Annotated in this window: 23 protein-coding genes; 10 read left to right on the forward strand and 13 right to left on the reverse strand. The window is 45.3% G+C overall.

What is annotated here, in order from left to right; translation table 11 throughout:
• The first annotated feature begins 11 nt into the window (after positions 1–11).
• The 3 genes from pflB (at position 12) to abc-f (ending at position 4952) form a co-directional block, all read left to right on the forward strand.
• Entirely contained in the window at positions 12–2261 is a 2250-nt protein-coding gene (pflB, locus tag ACHA8N_RS16755; RefSeq protein ID WP_393966386.1) for a formate C-acetyltransferase, read from the forward strand.
• A gap of 21 nt (positions 2262–2282) precedes the next feature.
• Positions 2283–3005 carry a pyruvate formate-lyase-activating protein gene (pflA, locus tag ACHA8N_RS16760; RefSeq protein ID WP_026833823.1) on the forward strand — a complete coding sequence of 241 codons (723 nt, stop codon included), beginning with the start codon at positions 2283–2285 and terminating at the stop codon, positions 3003–3005.
• Between the two features lie 270 nt (positions 3006–3275).
• Complete coding sequence (gene abc-f / locus ACHA8N_RS16765) at positions 3276–4952, forward strand: ribosomal protection-like ABC-F family protein (RefSeq protein WP_393966387.1); 1677 nt, start codon at positions 3276–3278, stop codon at positions 4950–4952.
• A gap of 84 nt (positions 4953–5036) precedes the next feature.
• Here abc-f and rsgA read toward each other — a convergent pair whose 3' ends face one another.
• A complete protein-coding gene (gene rsgA, locus ACHA8N_RS16770; RefSeq protein WP_393966388.1) occupies positions 5037–6086 on the reverse strand; it encodes a ribosome small subunit-dependent GTPase A in 1050 nt (349 codons plus the stop codon).
• 271 nt (positions 6087–6357) lie between these two features.
• Here rsgA and ACHA8N_RS16775 point away from each other — a divergent pair, with 271 nt between their 5' ends.
• The 5 genes from ACHA8N_RS16775 to ACHA8N_RS16795 all read left to right on the forward strand — a co-directional run bounded on the left by ACHA8N_RS16775 (position 6358) and on the right by ACHA8N_RS16795 (position 9848).
• Positions 6358–6735, forward strand: coding sequence for a lmo0954 family membrane protein (locus tag ACHA8N_RS16775; protein WP_026833826.1), 378 nt, complete (start codon positions 6358–6360; stop codon positions 6733–6735).
• A gap of 62 nt (positions 6736–6797) precedes the next feature.
• Positions 6798–7421, forward strand: a complete 624-nt coding sequence (locus ACHA8N_RS16780; protein ID WP_026833827.1) for a PspA/IM30 family protein — start codon at positions 6798–6800, stop codon at positions 7419–7421.
• Between the two features lie 59 nt (positions 7422–7480).
• Positions 7481–8200, forward strand: a complete 720-nt coding sequence (gene liaF / locus ACHA8N_RS16785; protein ID WP_026833828.1) for a cell wall-active antibiotics response protein LiaF — start codon at positions 7481–7483, stop codon at positions 8198–8200.
• Positions 8197–9222 carry a sensor histidine kinase gene (locus tag ACHA8N_RS16790; protein ID WP_147512512.1) on the forward strand — a complete coding sequence of 342 codons (1026 nt, stop codon included), beginning with the start codon at positions 8197–8199 and terminating at the stop codon, positions 9220–9222. Before liaF ends, ACHA8N_RS16790 begins: the two co-directional genes overlap by 4 nt.
• The gene (locus ACHA8N_RS16795; RefSeq protein ID WP_147512513.1) at positions 9219–9848 is read left to right on the forward strand and encodes a response regulator; all 630 of its coding nucleotides are present in this window, start codon (positions 9219–9221) and stop codon (positions 9846–9848) included. The genes ACHA8N_RS16790 and ACHA8N_RS16795 overlap by 4 nt, the downstream gene beginning before the upstream one ends.
• Positions 9849–9953: 105 nt before the next feature.
• Here the strand turns inward: ACHA8N_RS16795 and ACHA8N_RS16800 are convergent, their stop codons facing one another.
• The 11 genes from ACHA8N_RS16800 to ACHA8N_RS16850 form a co-directional block, all read right to left on the reverse strand.
• On the reverse strand, positions 9954–11645 hold the full coding sequence (locus ACHA8N_RS16800) for a b(o/a)3-type cytochrome-c oxidase subunit 1 (protein ID WP_393966389.1): 1692 nt from the start codon (positions 11643–11645) through the stop codon (positions 9954–9956).
• On the reverse strand, positions 11646–12116 hold the full coding sequence (locus ACHA8N_RS16805) for a cytochrome c oxidase subunit II (RefSeq protein WP_147512515.1): 471 nt from the start codon (positions 12114–12116) through the stop codon (positions 11646–11648).
• A 12-nt stretch (positions 12117–12128) separates the two neighbouring features.
• Positions 12129–12242, reverse strand: a complete 114-nt coding sequence (locus ACHA8N_RS16810; protein WP_147512516.1) for a cytochrome C oxidase subunit II — start codon at positions 12240–12242, stop codon at positions 12129–12131.
• Between the two features lie 201 nt (positions 12243–12443).
• Complete coding sequence (locus ACHA8N_RS16815; protein WP_147512517.1) at positions 12444–13151, reverse strand: Crp/Fnr family transcriptional regulator; 708 nt, start codon at positions 13149–13151, stop codon at positions 12444–12446.
• 112 nt (positions 13152–13263) lie between these two features.
• Positions 13264–14394 (reverse strand): CDP-glycerol glycerophosphotransferase family protein, encoded by a 1131-nt coding sequence (locus ACHA8N_RS16820; RefSeq protein WP_393966390.1) that lies wholly within the window; start codon positions 14392–14394, stop codon positions 13264–13266.
• 56 nt (positions 14395–14450) lie between these two features.
• Positions 14451–14840 (reverse strand): glycerol-3-phosphate cytidylyltransferase, encoded by a 390-nt coding sequence (gene tagD / locus ACHA8N_RS16825; RefSeq protein WP_147512519.1) that lies wholly within the window; start codon positions 14838–14840, stop codon positions 14451–14453.
• Positions 14841–14842: 2 nt separating this feature from the next.
• On the reverse strand, positions 14843–16045 hold the full coding sequence (locus tag ACHA8N_RS16830; RefSeq protein WP_393966391.1) for a CDP-glycerol glycerophosphotransferase family protein: 1203 nt from the start codon (positions 16043–16045) through the stop codon (positions 14843–14845).
• 38 nt (positions 16046–16083) lie between these two features.
• Positions 16084–17466: an aldehyde dehydrogenase gene (locus tag ACHA8N_RS16835; protein WP_393966392.1), complete on the reverse strand. Its 1383-nt coding sequence runs from the start codon at positions 17464–17466 to the stop codon at positions 16084–16086.
• A 101-nt stretch (positions 17467–17567) separates the two neighbouring features.
• Positions 17568–18275 (reverse strand): purine-nucleoside phosphorylase, encoded by a 708-nt coding sequence (gene deoD, locus ACHA8N_RS16840; protein WP_393966393.1) that lies wholly within the window; start codon positions 18273–18275, stop codon positions 17568–17570.
• Between the two features lie 26 nt (positions 18276–18301).
• The gene (locus ACHA8N_RS16845; protein WP_393966394.1) at positions 18302–19006 is read right to left on the reverse strand and encodes a helix-turn-helix domain-containing protein; all 705 of its coding nucleotides are present in this window, start codon (positions 19004–19006) and stop codon (positions 18302–18304) included.
• Complete coding sequence (locus ACHA8N_RS16850) at positions 19006–20763, reverse strand: sensor histidine kinase (RefSeq protein WP_147512522.1); 1758 nt, start codon at positions 20761–20763, stop codon at positions 19006–19008. The genes ACHA8N_RS16845 and ACHA8N_RS16850 overlap by 1 nt, the downstream gene beginning before the upstream one ends.
• Positions 20764–20972: 209 nt before the next feature.
• Here ACHA8N_RS16850 and ACHA8N_RS16855 point away from each other — a divergent pair, with 209 nt between their 5' ends.
• A complete protein-coding gene (locus tag ACHA8N_RS16855; RefSeq protein ID WP_393966395.1) occupies positions 20973–22265 on the forward strand; it encodes an NCS2 family permease in 1293 nt (430 codons plus the stop codon).
• A gap of 53 nt (positions 22266–22318) precedes the next feature.
• On the opposite strand, the gene ACHA8N_RS16860 is transcribed toward ACHA8N_RS16855, so the two are convergent.
• The gene (locus tag ACHA8N_RS16860) at positions 22319–23605 is read right to left on the reverse strand and encodes an ABC transporter substrate-binding protein (protein WP_147512524.1); all 1287 of its coding nucleotides are present in this window, start codon (positions 23603–23605) and stop codon (positions 22319–22321) included.
• Between the two features lie 188 nt (positions 23606–23793).
• Here ACHA8N_RS16860 and ACHA8N_RS16865 point away from each other — a divergent pair, with 188 nt between their 5' ends.
• Positions 23794–25257 carry a potassium/proton antiporter gene (locus tag ACHA8N_RS16865; RefSeq protein WP_393966396.1) on the forward strand — a complete coding sequence of 488 codons (1464 nt, stop codon included), beginning with the start codon at positions 23794–23796 and terminating at the stop codon, positions 25255–25257.
• The last annotated feature ends 108 nt before the right edge of the window (positions 25258–25365 follow it).

A 25365-nucleotide genomic window follows, 5' to 3' on the forward strand; every position in this document is an offset into this window, starting at 1 on the left:
GAGTGTTCGTGATGTTACTTGAAAAAACACCAGCATGGCAACAATTCGAAACAGGAACGTGGAACGATCAGATTGACGTAGCTGATTTCATCCGTCGAAATCGGACAGAATACCGAGGGGATGATCAGTTTCTTGCAGGTCCAACAGTTGCTACGGAAACACTGTGGCAACAAATCATGAATTTGACAAGCGAAGAGCGGACACGCGGTGGTGTATATGCCGTCGACGCTGCGACACCATCAACAATCCTGTCACATGGTCCTGGATACCTCGATCGTGACTTAGAAAAAGTCGTCGGTCTCCAAACGGATGAACCGTTCAAACGCTCAATTCACCCGAACGGCGGCATCCGGATGGTCAACGATGCGCTCGAGGCCTATGGTTTTGAGGCAGACCCTACCGTGACACGGACGTTCAGTGAATACCGGAAAACACATAATCAAGGTGTCTTCGATGCCTATACTCCCGAAATGCGCGCCGCTCGAAAAGCAGGTATCATCACCGGACTTCCAGATGCTTACGGACGTGGTCGGATCATCGGTGATTACCGTCGCGTTGCGTTATACGGAACAGCGTACTTGATTGAGCAACGGAAACAAGACTTACAGAACCGTGGTGGCTTTTTGTCCGAATCGATGATTCGCGACCGTGAGGAAATGAATGAGCAAATTCGTGCGTTGCAGGAACTGACCGAACTCGGCAATCGTTATGATTGTGACCTGTCCCGTCCTGCGGAAACGGCACAAGAGGCGTTCCAGTGGGTCTACCTCGCTTATCTTGCTGCCATCAAGGAACAAAACGGTGCCGCGATGTCGCTTGGCCGCGTCTCAACGTTCCTCGATATTTATATCGAACGTGATTTGCAGACCGGACGCTTAACGGAAAAAACCGCTCAGGAGCTCGTCGATCATTTTGTCATGAAACTGCGGATCGTCAAATTCCTTCGGACACCGGACTACAATGATTTGTTCTCCGGCGATCCAACCTGGGTTACGGAATCGATCGGCGGGATGAGTGAAGACGGCCGCTCAAACGTCACGAAAAGTTCGTTCCGCTTCTTACAAACACTGGTCAATCTCGGTCCGGCCCCTGAACCAAACTTGACCGTCCTTTGGTCGACGCAATTGCCGCGCGGCTTCAAGGAATTTTGTGCGAAAATGTCGATTCTGTCCAGTTCGATCCAGTACGAGAACGACGATTTGATGTTGCCGGTTTATGGCGATGATTACGGCATCGCGTGTTGTGTCTCTGCCATGAAAATCGGAAAACAGATGCAATTTTTCGGAGCACGCGCGAACTTGGCAAAAGCGCTCCTCTATACGTTAAATGGCGGCATCGATGAAAAACTCAAAATCCAAGTTGCGCCGAAAACCGATTTGATTCTCGACGATGTCTTGGATTATGAAACGGTCATGGCGGCTTACGACCGTCAGCTCGACTGGTTGGCCGAACTGTACGTCAACACATTAAACGTCATCCACTTCATGCACGATAAATACAGTTATGAACGCATCGAGATGGCGTTGCATGATCCGGAAATCCTCCGGACGATGGCATGCGGGATTGCCGGGCTGTCCGTCGTTGCTGACAGTCTGTCCGCCATCCGCTATGCCAAAGTCTCACCGGTTCGCGACGAGAACGGACTCGCCGTTGACTTCAAGATCGAAGGAAACTTCCCGAAATTCGGAAACAATGATGCCCGTGTCGATCAGATGGCAGTCGATCTCGTCAAACTCTTCATGGAAAAAATCCGAAAACATCCGACTTACCGCGATGCCTTACCGACTCAATCCGTCTTGACGATTACTTCAAATGTCGTCTACGGCAAAAAGACCGGGAATACACCAGACGGTCGTCGTGCCGGCGAGCCGTTCGCACCCGGGGCCAATCCGATGCACGGACGAGATACGAATGGTGCTGTTGCTGCACTGACCTCCGTCGGGAAATTACCGTATGAGCATGCACTCGACGGCATCTCCTATACGTTCTCGATTGTTCCAAAAGCACTCGGTAAGGATGAACCGACACGGATTCAAAACACCGTCGGATTGCTCGACGGCTATATGGGCGGAACCACCTCGAAAGGACATCATTTAAACGTCAATGTCTTTGACCGCGAAACCTTGCTCGATGCGATGGAACATCCGGAACTCTATCCACAACTGACAATCCGTGTTTCCGGTTACGCCGTCAACTTCATCAAGTTGACCCGTGAACAACAGATCGACGTCATCAACCGGACATTCCACGGAGCACTTTAACGAAGAAAGGACTGAAGGATTATGACATACGGAACGATTCATTCTGTTGAATCTTGCGGGACAGTGGACGGACCCGGTATTCGCTTCATCGTCTTTACGCAAGGTTGCCCCTTACGTTGCCAATATTGCCATAACGCGGATACGTGGGAATTCGGATGTGGTCGTTCCGTTTCCGCGACAGCGATTGTCGAAGAAGCGGAAAGTTATCGGTCCTTCTTTGATGCGACAGGCGGCGGTATCACGTTTTCCGGCGGAGAGCCGCTTGCCCAACCGGAGTTTCTTGAAGCTGCCCTGCGAGAAGCGAAACAAAAAGGATTGCACACGGTCATTGATACAGCCGGCTCGGTCGTTCCTAAAAATCTCGATCGCATCCTCGACTACACGGATCTGGTTTTACTCGATATCAAACATATCGATGACGCGACCTGCCGGCTGCTGACCGGTCGGAGTAATGCCAATACGCTCGCCTTTGCGAAACGGTTAGCCGAACGAAATATTCCGGTCTGGATCCGCCACGTGCTGGTCCCGGGTTTGACGATGACGGAAACTTTCCTCCGTCAGACCGGTGAATTCATCCGAACGCTCGGCAATGTCGAACGGGTCGAAGTCCTTCCCTATCATCAGCTCGGCGTCTACAAGTGGGAAGCACTTGGTCTTGACTATCCGTTAAAAGATGTCCTTCCCCCGAGCACGGAAGAAGCAACGGCTGCTCAAGCATTACTCGATTCTTACTTGTCTTGCTGACCACAAGTTGCTACACTGAACACATAGTCTATGAATAGGAGGTACAATACCGAAATGAAGCATTCACTCGCTACTGTCTAATGATGAAAGAATTCATCACTTTCGCAATGAGTTGCGGATGACTGACGCTACGAGTCTGCTCATTTTCGGTATTTCCCTCATCAGGAAGATACCTTCTTTGATTTGCACTCCTGCACACCATCCGCTCGCTTTCGGATGGTGTGTTTTCATTTCATCTGTATCGAAATGAACTCCTAAGGAGCTGAGAATATGCCTACTGAAATCTTATCGATTCACGATCTACACGTTGAGCTTCCACAACAGACGTTGTTCCAACACATCTCGTTTTCCGTTCATCCGGGTGAGCATGTCGCCTTGGTCGGTGCCAATGGCGTCGGAAAGACCACGTTATTACAGATCATCCTCCAACAGATCAAGCCGACGTCCGGCGAGATCTTCCGTGCCTATACAAACGCCGGTCATGTCGCCCAACACCTCTCTTCTGATGAACCGGCACTCCGCCTGGTCGAACAAGCCGATCAAGTTCGTTATCAGGCACGGGAACAAACACTCCACTCGACCTCCATCGAAGCGTACCAAGTCGCGCTGGATGTTGATGCTTTTTCACTCGAAGCGGACGCAGCACGTGCGTTAAAAGAAGTTCAACTGCCTGAACACGTCTGGTCTCACCCCTTTGACACACTCAGCGGCGGCGAACAGACCCGCATCCAACTCGCCTGTCTGTTGGTCCAACAACCCGATTTCATTCTGCTAGATGAACCGACCAATCACTTGGATGCCGACACATTGGATTGGTTGAGTGAATGGATGCACCAGACACCCATCGCGATTCTTTACGCGTCACATGAACGTGCCTTCATCGATGCAACGGCCGATGCCGTCATTGAGCTGACACCGAGTCTCGCAACACGTTATAAAGGCAACTATCAAACGTATCGCCAGCAAAAAGAACAGGAACGCCTGACCCAAGAACGCGAATATGAAAAACAGGAAAAAACACGTAAGGAACTGAAGCGGATGATCCATCAATACCAAAACTGGCATCAACAAGCTGTCGCCCACGCAAGCGAACGAGATCCATACGCCAAGAAAAAGGCAGCCAAACAAGCGAAAAAGTTCAAAGCAAAAGAAAAACAGCTCGAACAGGTACTGGATCAACGGGTTGCCAAACCAGAAGCGGCACCGTCCGTTCATATCGCGTTTGAAGCCGCATCCTTTGAAGCAAAGCAGTTGCTTTCATTGGATACCGTTTCCTTTTCTTACGCGAGTCTCCCACTGTTTGAACAGCTGTCCTTCTCCATCCAGCAAGGAGACCGGATTGCCGTCATCGGTCGGAACGGTTCCGGAAAAACGACGCTGCTCCGGCTGATTCAAGGTGAACTGAATCCGACTCACGGAACAATCACACGTCATCCGTCCCTGACGACCGGCTATTTTTCTCAGGCACTTTCGAATTTGCCGACTTCCGGTTCCCTGTTGGACGCTTTGATGGAAGAGACAACGATTTCCGAGACCGATGCGCGGACGCTTCTCGCTTGTTTTTTATTTCGGCGTGACCGGGTCTATCAACCCATTGCCGCAGCGAGTATGGGCGAGCGATGCCGGATTGCCTTCTTACGGCTCTATTTTTCCGGTGCCCGTCTGTTGATTTTGGATGAACCGACCAACTACTTGGATTTAACGACCCGTGAACAAATCGAGGCGGCTCTCGATGTTTTTCCAGGTGAACTGTTGTTCGTTTCGCACGATCGTTACTTCAATGACCGACTCTCGAACCGGACAATCCTGTTAGATCAAGAAGCTACTGTCCATCCTGTCGGAACGAAACTACTCCGGGAACAACAACCAAGTGACATTCAAGCGATTCAGAACGATTTAAGACGTCTCGATGAATTGACGGGAACGATTCATTTTGATCAGGATTAAATCCTTTATCCATTTCTTTACAAAACGAACGACGCCTCTCTGTTTAATCAGAAGGGCGTCGTTCGTTTATGATGTTAACTCACATCAGCGTTTTTGATATTTTAGTTTCGTTCGGGCCTGTGCCTGCTTGTGGATCTTCTTCCACTTCTCTTTTTCCGCTGCCTGCAAAGCGACATTTTGTTTTCGTTCCGCATATGCCACCTCGCGTTGTAACTTCAGAAAACTTTCCCAGCGCTCGTGTGACAAGCTTCCGTTCGCCAAAGCGGCGTGAACCGCACAGCCTGGTTCTTCGCCGTGCTGACAGTCACGGAAACGGCAGGACTCTGCCAACGTCTCGATGTCTGAAAACGTCGATGCCAGCCCCTCGGTTCCATCCCATAATCCAAGTTCACGCATACCCGGTGTATCGACGAGTAACAAGCCACTCGACAACCGTTTTAATTCCCGGTGTGTCGTCGTATGACGTCCGCGCTCATCGTCCTCCCGAACGCCACCCGTTTCCATCAGCTGTTCTCCTGCCAAGGCATTAACGAGTGTTGATTTTCCAACACCAGATGATCCGACCAACACAATCGTCTCATTGGGTTGCAATACTTTCTGTAACGCACCCAGCCCGTCTCCCGTCAGCGAGTCAACGGCAAAATAGGGTGTTCCGAAGGCGATGGCTTCAATCTCGGAAAGTGAATCGTCCACTGAATCGATTAAACTTTTTTTCGTTAAAACGATCAGTGGTGTGACCCCCGCCTCCCAAGCAAGCGTCAAATACCGTTCCAGGCGGCGGACGTTGAAATCATGTCCAAACGCCATGACGAGTAATGCCACATCAACGTTCGCACAAATGATTTGTTCTTCGGTCTCCGTCCCGGCTGCCTTTCGGGAAAATTGTGAGGTCCGCGGAAGGACACGTTCGATTCGTCCTTTTCCAGCTTCTCGCTCAGTCTGAATCACCCAATCACCGACTGCCGGCAATTCGGCTTTCGTCAAGGCGTCAAAACGTATCTTTCCCGATAATTCACTTAATGTTTCCCCATCAGCCGTCATCACACGGTACTGCTTTTGGAAGACCGCCGTGACACGTCCTAGTTGTTCAGTTGTTCCGACCTTGTCTGTCGGTACTTTACCCCATTCGTTCAAATGGTTTCCTCCTCTGTTTTTAAGGGAGGGAAACCCCTCCCTGTACTCCGGTAATGTGATCTGTTACGTGGCTAGTTGCACTCATCAAACACCACTCCTCTCGTTTCTGTTAGTCGAATTTTACCATATTATACGGACCGGACCTAGCGAAGCTATGGAAGTCAGACCTTCACACTCCGCCTCAAGTCGGAGACAATTACGGTCCGAAGGGCGTCGTGCCTCCCTGCTTCTTCCCTTAAGATAAGAGTATCAAGAAAAAGGAGGCTTCATCATGAAGCAATCAAAAGGAAAACAGGTCTTGATGGCACTTGCCGGTCTCGCCCTTCTCGCTGTCGTCATCGGTACATTACCGCACATGATCGGACTCGGGCTCGGTGCGCTCCTCGCATTTTATGCCATCAGTAAGTTTGTCCAAACATCAAAAGTTTTTGCGAAAATCGGATTCGGATTACTCGCTGCACTCGGAATCGGTCTTGCCTTGTCGAACATTTGGGCTGTCGTCGGAATCGCCGCTGCACTCGGACTTTACATCGGATACATGCGCATGAAAATGCAACGCGTCGATTTAAATCAATTGTTTGCCCGCCGTCGTCCAACCACTTCGACCCACTTTGAAGCCGATTGGAAAGACCTCGATCAAAAACGCTGATACGCAGATAGTACATTACTGCCAAACATTTTGTTGACCTAACATCCAAGGAGGAATTTTTCATGAAAAATGTATTTGATCAATTAAACGAGTTTGCGAACCAAATGATGACGGAAGTAAAAAAAGCGGCCGATCAAGGGGAAGCGCCTGCTAAGAAGCTGGTCCGCCACATTCGGACGACTGAGTCGGATTTAAAAGAAATTGATCGTTTACTTGAACGTCAGCGGACGTTGCTTGTCGAACTGACACATAAACAAGATGAAGCTAAAGAGTTGGCAGACAAACGCTTTACGCAGGTCGAAATCGCCAAAGAAGCAGGCGAACAAGAGCTTGCCGAACGGGCTGCCATCGAGTCGAAGCACTACGGCGAACAATTCCGCTTCTTCGAAGAACTGATCGAAGAGACGAAACGTGAATTAAACGAACTTGAGCGGGAAGCACTTGAATTAAAACTGAAACTCGAAGATTTACAAAACAAACGGTATGAATGGATGATGCGTGAAAACGTCTCGAATTTAAAATCGAAGATGAACCAGGTGCTAGAACGCGAACCAAATGCTACTATTAAACAAGAAGCACATCCATTCACAACAGAGGAAACTGAAACGAAGGTAGAGGAAGCTCCTATCGCAGAAGATGATATCGATGCCCGGATTGCCGATCTCGAACGTCGTTTCCAAAAATAAGTATTCGGACGAAGGAGGCATTGATGCCTCCCTTTGTCATGTCAGGAAGGAGATTGCCCGTGCGACGATTAAGTACAAAACAATTAGTCGGCTACGTGTCGATCCTGTTCGCCCTCGGACTCTTTTATGATTTGATGACAGGTGCAGGAAATGTGTTATTCGGGGTTCTGTTCCCGTTCTTGCTGTATTATGTCGGCATTCATTTCCGAAAAAGAAATCATGAAAAACTGGCTATCTTGTTTTATGTCGTGGGTACCATCATCTTAGCCGGTGTCGTCCTCAGTTCAGCAGCAATCGGATTCGTCATTGCCGGAATCCTGCTGTATCTCGGAATCATTCTTGTGACCCGCCACTCTGTCCGGGAATTTTTCTTCTCTAAGATTTCACCGAGTCTCTATGAAGAAGAAGGCATTAAGATTCAACCTGCCTATTCGTTTGCGACACAACAAGAGCTCCCGTATGTCTTAAAAGATTTGAGCGAACAGTTCATCGTCCGCGATTTGGAAATCGACTTGACGCACGCCTATGTCCCGGAAGGCGAAACGTTAATCGTCGTCAGTGGTGTCGTCGGAGACGTCCGGATTTTGTTGCCATCCGGCTACGACTATACACTCGATACGTCGATCGGGTTCGGAAGCGTCAAAACAGATGTCCGACGTATTCCGACGTTCTTTAACCGCCGAATCCAGTACCGGGCGCCTGAATATGATGAAGCGACCCGAAAAGTCCGGATTCACGTCATGCTTGGCATCGGGAATGTCGAGGTGACTTCCATATGAAACGTGATCAATTCCCGCTTGGTGTCATCGCGCTCCAAGTCATGACCGGTTTTTTGACTGCCGTAATGACGACGTTATTGTTTTTAAGTACACGCCAAGTGGATTGGCATGTACTTTTCGTCCGTCAACAGGACTTTCCCGTTTTTCTGCTTGTCGTCGGCTTATCGCTCTTGTTGCCGTTAGCAGTTGGCAGTATCCACTACTTCTTTTTGCGTCGTGATTTTAAGAAAGTCACGACGGCCATCATCGAACTGGAACAAGGAAAAGAAGTCACGATCGTCAATGGTCCTTACTTCCATACGTTGACCCGCTTATCCCGCATCGGCAAACGGATTGATGAACAGGTCGAAACTGTTCAAAAAATCAGCACCCGTCCGCAACACATTGAACAAGTCCGTGTTCAGGCTATCACGGAGGAACGAAAACGGCTTGCTCGTGATTTGCACGACTCCGTCTCCCAGCAGCTGTATGCGATTTCGATGATGACGACGGCCGCGAAACAAACGATTCTAACCCAGCCCGAAACCGCTGCAAAACAAATCGATTTGGTCGAAACGATGGCACAGACCGCTCAGTCCGAAATGCGTTCCCTGTTGTTACAGTTACGCCCGGTCGAACTGGAAGGCATGACCCTCCAACAAGGATTAACACAACTATTAGAAGAATTATCTAGAAAACAGTCTACCGAGTTGAGTTGGAAGCTCGAAGCCATCGAACTCCCCCGTCCGATTGAGAATGAACTGTTCCGGATCGTCCAAGAAGGATTGACCAACGCGTTACGCCATGCGAAAGCGTCACATATGGATATCGAGTTGCGTCAATTTAATGATACGGTCATCTTAAGCATGAATGATGATGGTGTCGGCTTCATCGTCGATGAGAAAAAACTCGCTTCTTACGGGATCAATTCGATGCGGGAACGGACGGCTGAGATGGGTGGAACGATTCGCCTCGTCAGTGTTCCGGGACAAGGGACTCAAATTGAAGTAAAATTAAGAAAAGATCGGATGGTGCAAGTATGATACGTGTGTTATTAGTCGATGATCATGAAATGGTTCGTGCAGGTGTATCCGCTTTTTTATCAACACAGCCAGATATCGAGGTCGTCGCGGAAGCATCGGATGGGCAGGTTGGAGCAGAACTCGCCCTGCAACATCGTCCGGATGTCGTTTTGATGGATTTAGTCATGGAACCGGTTGACGGAGTCGAAGGAACACGCTTGATCCGCAAAGAGTGGCCGGAAGCAAAAATTTTGGTCGTTACAAGTTTTTTAGACGATGAAAAAGTGTATCCGGTCATTGAAGCCGGTGCGATGAGTTACGTCTTAAAGACGGCAAGTGCATTTGAAATCGCGGAAGCAATCCGCAAAACGGCAGAGGGTCAATCCGTCATGGCAGCTCAAGTGACCGGTAAAATGATGGAACGATTACGCAAACCGACCAGTCACCTTCATGATGATTTGACGGAACGTGAGCAGGAAGTCCTGCAACTGATGGCCCGTGGTATGGCAAATCAGGAAATCGCCGATGAACTCTTCATTTCATTAAAGACGGTTAAAACACATGTTTCGAACATTTTATCGAAGCTTGATGTCGTAGACCGGACGCAAGCCGTCGTGTATGCGTTTAAACACAACATCGTCAAGTAATCTTCATCATTTTTTCCATACTTATAATTGCTCTTATACTTCATGAAAACGACCGGGTTCCTCCTGTATCTCAGAGGAACCCGGTCGTTTGTTGTTTCAGTCGTGTCACCACAGCTTCCAGCCAGGAGCTCCCGGCGGTGCGCTCTCAATCATATGCCAAATCGGGACTGTATAGGCAAACGCAATCAAGGCAAACGTCATGAAAATCCACAGTTTCCAATTTTCAAAGAAAAGTGGTGTCTGCATCGCTGCTTCTTCTGTTTCAGCGACCGGAAACTCTTCGATACCTTTTGGTGCCCGGAAAGCGAGTTGGAACATCGCAAATAAGAACAACAGAATCGAAAGGAATAGGATCGTTCCGCCAATTGCCATCGCAACGTGGTACGGAATCCAGTCAGCGACAAGGGAATCTTTGAAATACGCAGCCGGTCCGGTTCGTCTCGGATTACCAAGCAACCCCGAAATGTGCATCGCCGTCGACATGAACAACATCCCAATCGTCCATGTCGCCGTTTGAAGCAATCCGATTCGATTGATTTTTTTCGTTAACGTCCGTCCTCTCAGTAATGGTACGAGCCAATAGGCTGTTCCAAAAAAGGTCAAGGCAACCGCTGCTCCGACCGTGATATGAAAGTGACCGGTGACCCAAAGTGTATTATGGACGACGATATTTAGTTGGTGGGAGGCATTGATGACACCACCAGCTCCGGCAGGGATGAAGAACAACATCCCAACAAAAGGAGCCAAAAAACGGACATCCCGATACGGCATCTTCTTGATCCATCCAAACCATCCGGTCGCTCCTTGACGCCGTCCTGCCAACTCAAAGGTCGCAAACATCGAGAACGCCGTCATGAGTGACGGAATAATTACGAGAAACGTAAGAACAACCTGAATATACTTCCAAAAAGCCGATATTCCCGGTTCCAACAATTGATGGTGAAAACCGACCGGAAAGGAAAACAGTAAAAATAATAAAAACGACATCCGGGCTAATGCATCAGAAAAAATTTTACCACCAACAATTTTCGGAATAACAGTATACCAAACGATGTAAGCCGGCAACAACCAAAAATAGACAAGCGGATGACCAAAGTACCAAAACAGCGTCCGGGATAATTCGATTCCGACCTTATCCGTCCAACCGAGTGATAACGGCAACAGTTGGAATAAAATCGTGGCGGCAACACCGAGTGTCGCAACGACCCACAATAATACGGTCATGATGCTCATATACGCTTGAAGTGGCGGATGGACTCCCTTATGCTCCCGCTTGTAATCAGCGTACATCCGAAACATCGCGCCGGAAGAAATCCATGTCCCGATGACAAAGATGACCAATCCGATATAAAAGACGGGATGCGCTTTTAGCGGAGCATAAAATGTGTACAAGACAGAAGCTTCACCGGCAAGGACCATCCAAGTGACCAGTACGACACCAAGCATCATGAACCAAAAACCAACCCATCCGAGTCGTCTCGGAAATTCTTCAAAACGACCAAATGACTGACCTAAAAATGCAAATAATAATCCAAAAATAAATAATGTCGTAAATACGATGGCTAACATCAATCCGTGGGCAGTCAATAATTCGTAATATCCGACTCCGGCGATTTCCGGAATGACACCCGTCCGGACAAGGGTCTGTAATAATCCGCATAATCCGCCGATCAATAGTGCTACCAGCGCAAAACTGACATGGGCAAAGGCAAGTTTAGCCTCTTTTACACCAATTGCCGTCGCAGGCATTCCACGCTCCATCTCAAACTCTTTTAATTTTCTCGAAATGGCATTCATTTAATCCACCACCTTAATTTTTGTCGACATCATATGGTGACCGCTTCCACAATACTCGTTGCAGACGATCAAATAGTCCCCGCTTTTTTTAAAGGTATATTCAATTGAATTGATATGACCGGGAACAACCATCATGTTGACGTTCGTCTTCACGATTTCAAAACCATGTACAACATCTTTTGATGTAACAAGGAAATCGACCGTTGCACCTTTTTTGATTACCATATCTTGTGGAGTGAACTGAAAAGCTTGTGATACCATAACTGCTTCATAACGGTTATCATCAATCTTTTTAAGTCCCGGTTTGTCGAACGGTTTTGTTTGATCGACTTGCGTCGGATCGATCAATGTGGCATCAGATGGTGGTTGATTGCCAGATGCAAAAGCAGAAATACCAATAATCATTAAAAATACAGCTAACATCACACAACCAAATACCAACCAAATTTTTTCTAGGCGATGAATATGCATCGTCTTTCCTCCTTATCTGGAACTAAATAATAGAAAAATCGATCCCCACATTCCGATGATGACGGAAGCGACGAGAAAAACGGCGACGAGTGTACCGGGTAGATTCGATTCTGGCTTCATGTCCATAGTTTGTTGACTCCTTTCTGTTTTCACTCCATGTCATATCTTCATTCTAGAAAAAAATCATTCTGTCAGACCGTGACAAATATCACACTATTTGTGACGATTTCGTTGTTTCCTTTAAGAAAACACACATAAAGTTCACATATGAGAGCTGTGTCCAAAAAAAATCCCCTTGTCTCAAGGACAAGAGGAGCAGTTAGCGTATCAGATCCGGCAAATCCCTGCCGGACACCCTTCACAATGGCATAAGTCTCGTAAATATTTAGCATCATGAACAATAATTTTAGTTGTCGTAGTCGAAATGATTTTATCTTTTTTCCACTGGGACAGCATACGATTAACAGTTTCACGCGGTGTTCCAATCAATTGACCGAGTTCACTGTCTGACGGTCGTTTTGAAATCACGTATCCGTCTCCGACTTGCTTGCCATCCATCGCGATTAACCGGAGTAAGGTGGAAGCCAGTGCTCCTTGTTTTCCAAACAACAACAAGTCCCGTAATTTCGTTTCCGTCTGTTTCCGCATCAGTGCCTGCCAACGCATAATTTCCAGTGCAAACACACCGTCCTGTTTCATTAATTCCTCCAGCTTGCTTTTGGAAACGACACCGAGAATGCTGTCTTCCATTGTTTCAACACTATAAGAACTTGGAGCTGCTTCCCCGACATCAAATTCACCAAACAAGTCGCCTTTAAAATATAAAAACATCATTAAGGGACTACCCTTTTTCGTCAGCTTCGAAAGTTTGACCCCGCCCTGTTTTACATAAAACAGCTTATCGTTTAATTCACCTTCCCAGCAAACAATGGAGTCTTTTTTAAACGTCACTTCTGTCATGAAGTCTTCCAGTATCATCCGTGTCTCAGACGACAGGACAAATGTGTTGGCTTCTGTTGTTCCACAAGCAAGCATTCCGCATTCTCCTTTCTATTATTCCATCTGACTTCAGTATAGAACATCACATGTCAAAATAGCGTTTTTTCAAAAGATTGTCAAACATTGTTCACCTTTTCACAATTTATTTTTAATAATAGTGTTTTACGATTCGTTGCGTCGCTTCACCCGGTGGTTCCGCATACCAAAGCGTTTTAAATGCTTTCATTTCCATTCGGCTTTTCTGTAATGATGCATCCGAATTCATCCACTGCACAATATCTTCAAATCGACTCGTATATTTCACCGGCAACGGCTCGGGATAAGAATCAAGAACACCTGGATCTTTTCGATACGTATCAATATCCGGTGTGTAAAGAATTGTTGGAATATCGAGCAGACAACTTTCAAAGGGAATTGAAGAGTAATCTGTAATCAAAACATCTGTGATGAGTAAATAATCATTGATTGAAAAATCGTCGGTCACAAAATGGATGTGTTTTGTTTGATCTGTAAACTGATCGCGTACTGTCGGATGTAACTTTACAAGAATCGTCCATCCCTGATCCGTCAACTGCTCCAATTGACGGATTGTTTGATCTTCCCTCCCGTCGTATTCGCGATATGTCGGAGCGTATAGTGCAATTCGGCGATTTTTTCTTTCATAGGTACTGCGAAGCTGTGCCTCGATGCGTTGACGTTTCTCATGAAACCAATAGTCTGTTCGCGGCATACCAAACGATTTAAAACGCGTGATCGGTAAATCATGGGGTGCCATAAATAAACTGGCACACTCATTTCCGGGCACAATAAAATCACCGTACCGTTTATAGACACGTTGAAAACGTGCGCGTGTTCGTTTGGAGACTGCTTTACTCGTCGAAGAGATCAAACCAAAGTTCTTTAATGCACCCGCAGCATGCCACAGTTGGATACGTTGCGTTTTTTTACGAATGGATGCGACACTAAATTCACCGATATAATTATCAATAAACACTGTTTTGGATGTCGCGAGATGAAATGCCATGATTATAAAACGAACAGGGTGGTATGGAATCGATTGGTGTACATGCCATTCTTCCTCATCCTTCACAAAACGTCGATCGTAAATTAAAATTCTTTTTTCGTCCGGCACATGCTGCCTCAAGTAATCATTGATGGGACGAGCATTTTCACCATAAGTTACCCAAAATAACGTTTTTCTTTGAATCGTAAAAACATAAAAAAATCTGTACATAAGCTTAAACAGCTGTAAATAAATAAAAATGAGCATGGTTCTCATTTCAGATGAACTCCTTTAAAAAGAGACCACACAATAGGTGAGGTCTCGAAACTGGATTAGTTTGAACTTAATTCATTTTTAATTTGGCTCGTCGAAATACCTTCTGTCCGATCCAGATACACCACTTCACAATATTCTTTTAAGAAGTCAAACTCACCTTTCCAATCATCGCCCATGACAAACAAATCAATATCACGTTCTTGAACATCTTGAACCTTCTGTTCCCAATTGTTTTCCGGAATGACTTCATCCACATAGCGAATGGCTTCTAAAATCAACTTTCGGTTTTCGTAACTATGATAGGCCTGTTTATGTTTTAATCGATTGAATTCATCTGTTGAAATGGCTACAATCAAATAATCGCCCATTTCTTTTGCTCGTCTCAAGATGTTGATATGTCCCCAGTGTAGCAAGTCAAACGTACCGTATGTGATTACTTTTTTCATTTTTATTTCCCCTTTTCATAAACAGATTTTAAAATACGATCTGATACCTTCCTTGATACCTGACCGTCATCCCACGTACAAAATTTTTCAGTGAACACCGTCAACTTATCCTCAAATCGATGGTGCCAATCAGAGTACTGTTGAATTTCTGCAAATAATTGACTTTCCTCCAAAACGAGGGGGCCCGGCACTTCTGCCTCAAAATCAAAATAAAAGCCTCTTAACCGATCACGATAATGCTCTAAATCATAGGCATAAAATAACATAGGCCGTTTTAAATGCGCATAATCAAACATAACGGATGAATAATCGGTTATCATCAGATCGGCAGCCAAATATAAATCAGATATGTCCGGATAACTGGAGGCATTTCTAAATGACGGAAGACCATCAAAGTTTAATTGATCCCCCACAAGATAATGTGTTCGGACTAACATGACATAGTCGTCACCAAACTGTTTTTCGAACTGCTCACACGAAAAAGGAAAGGAAAACGAATAACCGCCTTGTGCGATAAACTGATCATCTCGCCAAGTAGGGGCATACAGGATAATTTTTTTATCGGATGTAATCTGATAATGCGCATAGATTCGTTTGATAATTTCTTCGTGTTTTTCCGTTTGATAAAAAATATCATTTCGCGGATATCCTGTCTCCAAAAGCTCTTTTTCAAAATGAAAAGCACGTCTGAAAATTTCACTGGAATATGCATTTGGGGAAATCAAGATATCCCATTTTGCGGCTTCTTGTTTAAATCCCTTTTTGTACTTCTCAGTCGACGTATTTGCCATTTGGACATCTTCCATATCCAACGCGAGTTTTTTCAAAGGTGTCCCATGCCATGTTTGAAGATATAGTGTTTGTGGTCTTTTGTATAACCAAGAAGGCAGACGACTATTAGATACCCATATTCGAGAAGTGGCTAACACGTAAATCCAACGTATCGTCATCCGATTGACCGTCATCATATTTTTCTCAAACGTCACCTGTTGATCTTTGCTGAAAATCAACTCTAATTCTGGATGCTCCATACGTAATTTTTCATAGATGGCTTTTGGGTTATCACTGAATTGTTTCCCTAAAAAACTTTCAAAGAGGATTCGATTTTTCTTAACCGGCATCCAAGAAAAAATACGCATGAGGACATGCAAAATCATTTCAATTAACTTTAGTCTTCTTATCACGCGGATAACTTTCTTTTTCAAAATCGTAACCCCTTAGTTGGACAAATGAATAATGTTCATCATAACAAAAAGCGCATCCATTTGGAATCAGTATTTGAACGCATGTACCGGAAAGGCAGATCGAACTTGGTCGTATTGTGAACAAGCCCCTTCTGATGACTAAATGCCTCAAAACTGTACTTGCCATGGTAACCGCCGATACCACTCGCACCGACTCCACCAAACGGTAAGTTGTGTTGCGCGACATGCATCAGCGTATCATTGATACAACCACCGCCAAATGAAATCCGGCTTAATACGCGTTCTTTAACAGACTCATTTTCTGTAAACAAATAAAGGGCAAGCGGCTTCTCGCGGTCCGTGACGAACGTGATGACCTCTTCCATCTCGTCATATACAAGTACCGGAAGAATCGGACCAAAAATTTCTTCCTGCATCAATTTCGAATCAATCGAAACGTTTGTCATGACCGTCGGTGCCATCTTTCTTGATTCCGGATCAACTTGTCCGCCAAATTCGATGGTTCCTTGATCAAGGTAGCCCATTAAGCGTTCCAAGTGGCTGTCGGATACAATTTTGACGTATGATCCGACGCCTACACCGTTTCCATACTGCGAAAATGCTTCTTCCTCGATATAACGCAGGAATGTTTCCTGTACATCCCGGTGCACGAGTACATAATCCGGTGCGATGCACGTTTGACCGGCATTCAACCATTTCCCCCAAGCAATTCGTTTAGCGGCCAGCTTCAAATCTGCGTCTTTATGAACGATCGTCGGTGATTTACCGCCGAGTTCGAGGGTAACGGGCGTCAAATGCTTCGCCGCTGCCTGATGGACGATTTTCCCGACACGTGTTGAACCGGTAAAGAAGATATAATCAAACTTTTCTTCAAGGACGGCTGCACTCACATCTGCATCTCCTTCAATCACGACTCCAAACCGTTCATGGAAGGCTGTCTCGAAAACTTCCCGCAAGACACGTGACACATTTGGCGTCAATTCAGATGGCTTCAGCACAATCGTATTTCCGGCTGCAATCGCACCAACAACCGGTGCCAGTGCGAGTTGGAACGGATAGTTCCAAGGAGCAATGACGAGTATGTTGCCATAAGGCTCGAGACGGATTTCACTTTTTGATCCAAAATGCAGTAAGGGAGTTCCGACACGACGTGGTTTTGCTAAACGGCGTAACTGCTTTTCCATCCGATTAATTTCACCGTAAACAAATCCGATTTCTGTCGTAAAGGCATCTTGGCGTCCTTTATTCAAATCGATTTTTAATGCTTCATAAATCGCTTCTTCATGTGTCTCAATCGCTTGTTTTAAAAATGTCAACATACTTAAACGAAAAGCAATACTTCGTGTAGCTCCCGTTTTGAAAAACGTCCGTTGCATTCCAACTCGACCCGCTATATTCAACTCTTTTGTTGTCACTTCCATCAACAGTGCCCCCTTATTGAATTCCTTCATTTCTTCCTTTTCATTCTACCATAGCTGTCAGAGCAAATAAAAAAAGCGGAGAGTCCGTCTCCGCTTTTTGCTTATAATTGAATGGCCGTTTCGAGTGCTACTTTCATCATATCGTTGAAAGTCGTTTGACGTTCTTCCGATGTCGTCTCTTCGCCTGTCAACAGGTGATCGGAAATCGTTAAGATCGTTAAGGCATTGACTTTATGTTTTGCCGCGAGCGTATAAAGGCCTGCTGCTTCCATTTCAATGGCGAGGCAACCGAAGTCTGCCCATTTTTTGAAGTGATGGAAATCATCTTGATAAAATTGATCCGTCGTAAAGATTTGACCGACTTTTGCATCAATGCCGTGTTCTTTTGCTGTCGTATAGGCCTTATGCAACAAATCAAACGATGCTGTCGGTGCATAGTCGAGTCCGTTAAAACGAACACGGTTTTGTGCCATATCATGTGAAGCGCTCATCGCAAGGACGACGTCACGGACTTTAACGTCCGGCGTAATTCCACCGGCAGTACCGACTCGGATCAAGTTTTTTGCTCCGTACGATTGGATCAATTCATTCGCATAAATCGACATCGATGGAACACCCATTCCGGTTCCTTGAACTGATACTTTTTTACCTTTATATGTTCCTGTAAAACCATACATTCCTCGAACTTCGTTGTATAAAACGACGTCCTCTAAGAATGTTTCGGCAATGTATTTTGCACGAAGTGGATCTCCTGGAAGTAATACGGTTTCTGCAATCTGACCTTCTGCTGCGTTAATGTGTACGCTCATGTACGATTCCTCCTCTTAAATATCGACTAAACAGACAACAACTCTCGAAACTCGTTCGGGGTCATCCCGAACTGCTTTTTAAAGACTTTCCGAAAATACTTATCATCGTGGTACCCGACTTCAAGCGCAATCTCGTAAATCCGGGCATCCGTCCTGCTTAACAACTCTTTTGCCCGGTTCAAACGGATCGTTTGAATATAGTCGGATAGATTGACTGAAAAACGTTGTTTGAAACGTCTTGAAATGTATTCCCGGCTTAAATAAAAGCGTTCGCTCATGAGTTGAAGAGTTAGTTCTTCCGCATAATGCGCCGCAATGTATTTCGCAATCTGATCAATTGCCTCCCCCTGTTCTTGAACAGGACCTATTAATTCCATCGCCCGGGTGACGGCATCATTTAAGATGTCGGGATCAATCGGCTTCAGTAAGTAATCAAACGATTGATGTAAAATCGCGCGACGCATATACGTATAATCATCATACCCTGTCAGTACAATCGTGACGACCTTTGGATGATGATTTTTTGTCCATTCGAGTAAACTTAATCCGTCGAGTCCGGGCATTTCGACATCTGTTAACATTAAATCGATTTTTTCCTTTTCCAAAAAATGTTTAGCGGTGATACCGTCATCCGCTTCAAAAATATGATCCACCTGCCACGTATCCCATTCGCCTAGCAATTTCACAGCATCACGCACATGTTTTTCGTCGTCTACAATCAACACATTCATCACAGTTCCTCCTGTTCAACCGGAATTCGAATGACGATTCTGAAACCCCCTTCAGACGGGGATTGTAAGACCATGCTTGCTTCCTCTCCATAAAAGATCAATAGACGTTCATAGATATTGTGCAAACCGATGCCGGATGTTTGACGATCTTCCGGTCGGCGATGCATCCGCATCGTTTGATCGATTGAATCGAGAACTGCCGCATCCATGACAAGACCGCTGTTTTCGACTTGGATGATGAGTTGATCACCATCATTCCTTACTTTATAGGCGAGATAATTTTTGGTTGCATCCACCTGTTGATTAAACGCATGTTTAAAATAATTTTCAGCAAATGGCTGCAAAATCATCTTTGGAATTTCGATTGAATTCATATGCCAGGGTACATCGACGATATAACGAAACCGATCTGGAAAACGTTGTTGCTGAAGCCGCATGTATGATTGAAGATGATCGACCTCTTGTTTTAACGTTACGATGGTCTGTTCATTGTTCATCGAATAACGCATCATCTGCGACAGTCCCGTAATCGAACGGTACGCGATTTTCCGGTCTCCTTGTAATGTCGTCGTCCCAATTGACTGAAGCGCGTTAAACAAAAAATGTGGATTCAACTGGGATTGAAGGGCTCGTAGTTCATTTGTCCGATTTTCAAGCGCCAACCGGTATTCCCGCTTGATCAACCGGTCGATTCGTTGAATCATCCGCTGAAACTGTCGATTGAGTAAGCCGATTTCATCATTGGTCGTCGCAACGAATTGGGCCGATAAATCACCTTGCTCGACACGCCATACGTTTGCCGTCAGCTGTTTGATCGGTTTAGTAATTTGGAGTGCAGCGAGACTGGCAGCGATAATCATCAGGACTAGGGAGACGATTCCAATCAAAATTAAAATCAAGGCGGTTTCATTTGCTCCTTTGATGACCGATGCATATGGGGTCGTCTTGACGAGCGTGATGGGAACACCTTGTGTTTTCGTTTTCGCATAGACGATGAACGAATCGCCGACCCGCATACTGCCACTGTTACCGGTAAACCGGTCATTCGTCACAGGAAGCTCTTTCCCGGTCTTCGCCATCAATTGATTTCCACTTAACAGCCAGAGGGATTCGCCCGGAAAATTTTCAAACAGCTTCAGTTGCTGTTCAAAAACATGGGTTGGAATATCGACTGAAAGAAAGCCGAGCGGTTCGTCGGTTTCAACCCGGTTGATCCGGTAACGGAAGCTGACAATCTGTTTGTCGTCCAAAATCATCGTATGTGTATTATAGGCGGTAATCTGATGTATCGGATCAATCAGCCAACCGTTTTTTTGTTTCATTAAACGAAAGTAATCTGTTTCCTGTAACCAATCAAATTTCCCCCGACTCGATGTCTTCATGTTATAGACCGAGTACTCCGAATTTCCTTTTAAGATGACGAAGTGAAGTTGCTCAATGTCTTGCCTTGATAAAAAAAGGCCCAACAATGCCCGTGATATTACACCTTCTGATTCGCTGAGTTCCGCATCTGCCCCGACATTCATAATATTGATCAACGAACGATTCGCATATAAACTTGTCGGCAACCGCCTCACGTCTTCCATATAATGACTGATTTGGTTACTTCCTCTTTTCAGAGTATTCAGGCTCGATCGTTCTGCCTGTTCTACATTTTGATTGCGTACGTATAAATAAGAAGCTGATGTAGCAAGCGTTGTCGGAATCAGAATCGCTAAGACGACAAGTCGAATCAAACGTGTCCGGATGCTCTTCACCGCCGTCTCCCTCCATCCTTTTTCTTCTAATAATTAGTATAGCATAGCTGTATCCGCTTACATGTATGTCTTTTATTAGTTTGTTCGTTCTATTGTCACTACTAAATTTATATTCCGGAAAAACAACACTTGATTCCGAATGAATATTGCTATAACATCGTTAATGTTCGTTTTTAACAAACTTTTAAGATTAAGGTGGTCTTTGACTCATGTTTAAACTTGCAGCACACGATACAACGGTCAAACGTGAAATTCAAGCTGGTTTCATCACATTTATCACGATGGCTTATATTCTTTTCGTCAACCCAACCATTTTGTCGGAAGCAGGAATTCCACAGGATCAAGCGTTTTCGGCAACGATCATCGCTACATTGATTGGTACACTGTTGATGGGATTTTATGCTAACTTACCGATTGCGGTAGCACCGGGAATGGGATTAAACGCCTATTTCACGTACACATTGGTCATCGGTGAAAAAATCCCTTACCAAACGGCTTTATCCGTCGTCTTCGTGGCCGGCATCATCTTTCTTCTGTTATCCTTATCACCGTTACGGACTAAGTTGATCGAAGTCATCCCGACGACACTTAAATTAGCGATTACTGGAGGAATCGGTTTATTTATCGCTTCCCTCGGCTTAAAAATGTCCGGTATTCTTGTCGCAGATCCTGCTACCTTGATCACAATCGGCTCTTTGACGTCACCGGAAGCCCTAATCACATTAGTCGGTCTGATGGTGGCAGCCATTCTAACAGTCAAACGAGTTCCAGGCGGTCTTCTGTATGCCATGATTCTATCCGGACTGCTTGCTTTCTTAACAGGTGAGTTGACGTTCTCGAAAGTTCTGATTGCTTTGCCGACCTTACCGGAAGGCATTATTGTCGCGAATCCGCTCACTGCCGTTCAAGATGTCATTCAATACGGACTTTTCAGCGGTGTTCTTTCGTTTGTCCTTGTCACAATGTTTGATACGACAGGAACAATGGTCGCAGTCGGCGAACAGGCTGGATTGATCGAAGAAGACGGATCACTTAAAAACAGCGAACGCGCCTTGTTGTCTGATTCAACGGCGATGGTTGCTGGAGCCATGTTTGGAACAAGTCCAACAACAGCCTATGTTGAATCTGCCTCTGGTGTCGCAGCAGGTGGACGAACTGGTTTGACATCTGTCACGGTCGGAATTTTGTTCGCACTTTCAGCAGTGTTCGGTCCAATCGTTCAATCGATTTCAAGTGTTCCTGCTATTACGGCACCAGCGTTACTCCTTGTAGGTGCCTTGATGTTGCAAAACATCAAACATATCCAGTGGGAAGATTTCAGCGAAGCCTTTACCGCATTCATGGTCATCATCATCATGCCGTTATCCGGTAGTATCGCTACAGGCATCGCTTTTGGATTCATCATCTATCCCATCATGAAAGCTGTGCAAAAACAGCGCGTGCACATCTTGATTTATCTATTTGCCGTTCTATTCTTCATTCAATTGTTTTTCCTTCATTAAAATAATAAAAAACGTGTTGTTTCCAAATAAAAATGGAAGCAACACGTTTTTTATTATTTCTTCATTTTTTCCCAAGTCTTCGTAAAGTCTTGTAACATCTCTTCTGATGTTTTTTGTTTTCCAACATACGCTTGCATGATGGCACCAAATTCGTTTACAGCACCATCCGGGTACTTAAACCAGTTCCATGAAATCGTTTTGTCGTCTTTTGAATATTTAATGATGTCGTCAGCAAGCGGTCCAAGATCTGCTGCTTCGATTGATTTGAAAGCCGGGATGAACTTGAATTTATTGACCATGTAATCTTTTCCTGTGTCCGATGTCGCCATCCACTCGAGGAACTTCTTACCTTCTTCTTTGTTTTTCGAATTTTTATTGACGACCCAGTTGTTTGGAACACCGACCGGAAGACGATCCATTTTTTCTTTGTCGTCATTGATCGGCATCGGAATGAAGCCCATGTCGATGTCCGGATTAACATCCGTAATCAATTGTTGCGCCCAGTTTCCTTGTTGGATCATCGCTGTTTTCCCTTCAGCAAACTGAGAGACTTGTGTATTGTAATCCGTTGTCAACGGATTTTTGTTTCCATACTTGATCGTCAAATCAAACAGATTTATGAAATCTTTGAACTGTTTATTGTCTTCAAACTTCCCTTTACCCGAATTTAAATCGGCAATGAATTGATCCGGATCGTCCTGCTGTGCCATCGGGATGTTCATCAAGTGGTTTCCGAGAATCCACCACTCCCCGTATCCGATTGAAAATGGTGTGACACCGTCTGCTTTGAGTTTCTTTGACGCTTCCGTGAGTTCTGTCAACGTCGTCGGCAGTTCTGTAATACCCGCTTTTTTGAAGATTTCTTTATTGTAGATAAAACCGTATCCTTCTAAGTTCATCGGCATACCGTAGAGTTTCCCGTCAATCGTCATCGGTTCTTTCGAGAGGTCTGTTAAATCACTAACCCACTTTTCATCTGAAAGATCTTCCAGCTTATCTTGCCATGTTTTCGCTTCCGTGAATCCGCCATTGTTGAAGACATCCGGTTCGTTTCCTGAAGCGAACTGAGATTTCAAGGCTGCTCCGTAATCCGATCCACCGCCAACGGTTTGAACAACGACTTTTACGCCTGTTTCTTTTTCATACGCTTTCGCCATCTTCTCCATGTCTTTTGCGATTTCAGCCTTGAATTGGAATACGTTGAGGGTCTTGCCATCCTTGGAAGAGCCACTGTCCTTTGAGTCATCACTATTAAGTGTTCCACCGCCACCACATGCCGCAAGTGCGACGACCATCGCGGTCGTCATAACTGGTAGTGCTGCCCATTTACGTTTACGCATTCGGATACCTCCCTGATTTTCGTATTAATTACCGTGCTACGCTTTTACAATAAATGAAAACGCTTGCAATAAAAATAGATAATTTTGTCCGGTGCGGTGGAAAATATTGAACAATCGTTATCCGATAAAAAAAGTCGGAATTAGTGTATGATAAAACCAGATACTACTTAACGAAGGAGTTTGATGCAATGTCCCTACAATTCACGATTTTATTAATTGGTTTATTATTGTTTACAGCGGTTTGGACGACGAAATTATCAAGTCGCCTCAACATTCCGGCCTTATTGATCTTCATAGCACTTGGAATGATTGCCGGAAGTGATATTACCGGTTTTATCCGGTTTGATGATGCCGAATTGGCTCAGTTACTCGGAACCGTTGCACTGATCGTCATTTTATTTGAGGGAGGACTCCAGACGGTTTGGAAAGAAGTCAAAACAGAACTAGCACCTTCCCTTTCACTTGCAACGTTTGGCGTTTTCATCGCGACGACCATTGTCGCCGTCGCCTCTCACTATATTCTCGGATTCAGTTGGGCGAATGCCTTCCTGTTAGGAGCCATTGTCGGTTCGACTGATGCTGCCGCTATTTTTTCAGTACTCAGCGGTCAGTCCGTTCGTCGAAAAGTCGGATCTACACTTGAACTTGAATCCGGTACCAATGATCCGATGGCTGTTTTTCTGACTGTCTTTTTCCTTGAATTTGTGACCAATCCAAAGGACGCTTCGCTGGTTTCCGGTTTAACGTCCTTGAGTTGGGAAATGATGATTGGTTTATTGCTTGGTCTGCTGATCGGTTGGATCGCTTCGACGTTACTCAATCGGATTGACCTCAGTTCATCCAGTTTTTATCCGATCCTGTTAATGTCTTTTGCTTTTCTTTCATTTGGGATTGCCGACACGGTTCATGCCAGTGGTTTCTTAGCCGTTTACGTGACCGCTATTTATATCAGCAATCATGAGTTGGTCTACCGCCAGACACTCGTCCGCTTTACGATGAGCATGGCGCACTTGGCACAAATCGGGATGTTCATCGTACTCGGATTACTCGTGTTCCCGAAACAATTACTTGATCCGCAAGTGATCTTATCATCGATTGCACTCGCCTTGATTTTAATTTTCATCGCCCGTCCCGTTTCCGTTTGGCTCAGCCTGATTCCTTTTAAATATTCCTGGCAGGAAAAAGTGTTTGTTTCCTTTGCCGGTTTAAAAGGAGCCGTTCCAATCATTCTCGCAACTTATCCGCTCGTTGCCGGAATCGACAACGCCGGAATGATCTTCAACATTGTCTTCTTCACGGTTCTTTTATCGACGTTGATCCAAGGCAGCATGCTGACTTTCTTAGCAGATCGGCTTCATTTAAACGAAACGGGTTCATCCACGATTCAAACGGTCATTGAGTTCATGTCGATCGGTAAACCAAACGCTGAAATCATCGAATTGACGATTCCAAACTCTCATCCGTTTGTCGGAAAAGCCATTTCGGACATCGATCTTCCGCAGGAGTTTTTAATCACGGCCATCATTCGCAACGATCAAATCGTGACACCGCGGGGAGATACGATTTTTGAAGGTCGCGATCAATTGCTTCTATTAACACCAAAACATCGGATTAAAACACTCAAACGCTTTTTATTCCCTAAAAAACCTTGAACTACCTCCACCTACGCTTCGCTTAAAGGAATTTCTTTGGAACAAGAACCGTAGGAAAGTTCTTTTCCAGTGGTCTTGTACATTTCATCCCACTTCGCCAAGAAGTGG

Source organism: Exiguobacterium sp. S22-S28 (assembly GCF_043359615.1).
Taxonomy (GTDB): domain Bacteria; phylum Bacillota; class Bacilli; order Exiguobacteriales; family Exiguobacteriaceae; genus Exiguobacterium_A.

What these genes read in the sequence shown, in the direction of transcription:
- abc-f (WP_393966387.1), top strand. Translation starts at nt 3,276, where the DNA reads ATGCCTACTGAAATCTTATCGATTCACGATCTACACGTTGAGCTTCCA.
- tagD (WP_147512519.1), bottom strand. Translation starts at nt 14,840, where the DNA reads ATGAAAAAAGTAATCACATACGGTACGTTTGACTTGCTACACTGGGGA.
- ACHA8N_RS16860 (WP_147512524.1), bottom strand. Translation starts at nt 23,605, where the DNA reads ATGCGTAAACGTAAATGGGCAGCACTACCAGTTATGACGACCGCGATG.
- ACHA8N_RS16835 (WP_393966392.1), bottom strand. Translation starts at nt 17,466, where the DNA reads ATGGAAGTGACAACAAAAGAGTTGAATATAGCGGGTCGAGTTGGAATG.
- ACHA8N_RS16865 (WP_393966396.1), top strand. Translation starts at nt 23,794, where the DNA reads ATGTCCCTACAATTCACGATTTTATTAATTGGTTTATTATTGTTTACA.
- ACHA8N_RS16810 (WP_147512516.1), bottom strand. Translation starts at nt 12,242, where the DNA reads ATGGACATGAAGCCAGAATCGAATCTACCCGGTACACTCGTCGCCGTT.
- ACHA8N_RS16855 (WP_393966395.1), top strand. Translation starts at nt 20,973, where the DNA reads ATGTTTAAACTTGCAGCACACGATACAACGGTCAAACGTGAAATTCAA.
- ACHA8N_RS16815 (WP_147512517.1), bottom strand. Translation starts at nt 13,151, where the DNA reads ATGCTTGCTTGTGGAACAACAGAAGCCAACACATTTGTCCTGTCGTCT.
- ACHA8N_RS16790 (WP_147512512.1), top strand. Translation starts at nt 8,197, where the DNA reads ATGAAACGTGATCAATTCCCGCTTGGTGTCATCGCGCTCCAAGTCATG.
- ACHA8N_RS16820 (WP_393966390.1), bottom strand. Translation starts at nt 14,394, where the DNA reads ATGAGAACCATGCTCATTTTTATTTATTTACAGCTGTTTAAGCTTATG.
- ACHA8N_RS16800 (WP_393966389.1), bottom strand. Translation starts at nt 11,645, where the DNA reads ATGAATGCCATTTCGAGAAAATTAAAAGAGTTTGAGATGGAGCGTGGA.
- ACHA8N_RS16805 (WP_147512515.1), bottom strand. Translation starts at nt 12,116, where the DNA reads ATGCATATTCATCGCCTAGAAAAAATTTGGTTGGTATTTGGTTGTGTG.
- pflB (WP_393966386.1), top strand. Translation starts at nt 12, where the DNA reads ATGTTACTTGAAAAAACACCAGCATGGCAACAATTCGAAACAGGAACG.
- ACHA8N_RS16780 (WP_026833827.1), top strand. Translation starts at nt 6,798, where the DNA reads ATGAAAAATGTATTTGATCAATTAAACGAGTTTGCGAACCAAATGATG.
- pflA (WP_026833823.1), top strand. Translation starts at nt 2,283, where the DNA reads ATGACATACGGAACGATTCATTCTGTTGAATCTTGCGGGACAGTGGAC.
- ACHA8N_RS16845 (WP_393966394.1), bottom strand. Translation starts at nt 19,006, where the DNA reads ATGAATGTGTTGATTGTAGACGACGAAAAACATGTGCGTGATGCTGTG.
- ACHA8N_RS16795 (WP_147512513.1), top strand. Translation starts at nt 9,219, where the DNA reads ATGATACGTGTGTTATTAGTCGATGATCATGAAATGGTTCGTGCAGGT.
- ACHA8N_RS16775 (WP_026833826.1), top strand. Translation starts at nt 6,358, where the DNA reads ATGAAGCAATCAAAAGGAAAACAGGTCTTGATGGCACTTGCCGGTCTC.
- deoD (WP_393966393.1), bottom strand. Translation starts at nt 18,275, where the DNA reads ATGAGCGTACACATTAACGCAGCAGAAGGTCAGATTGCAGAAACCGTA.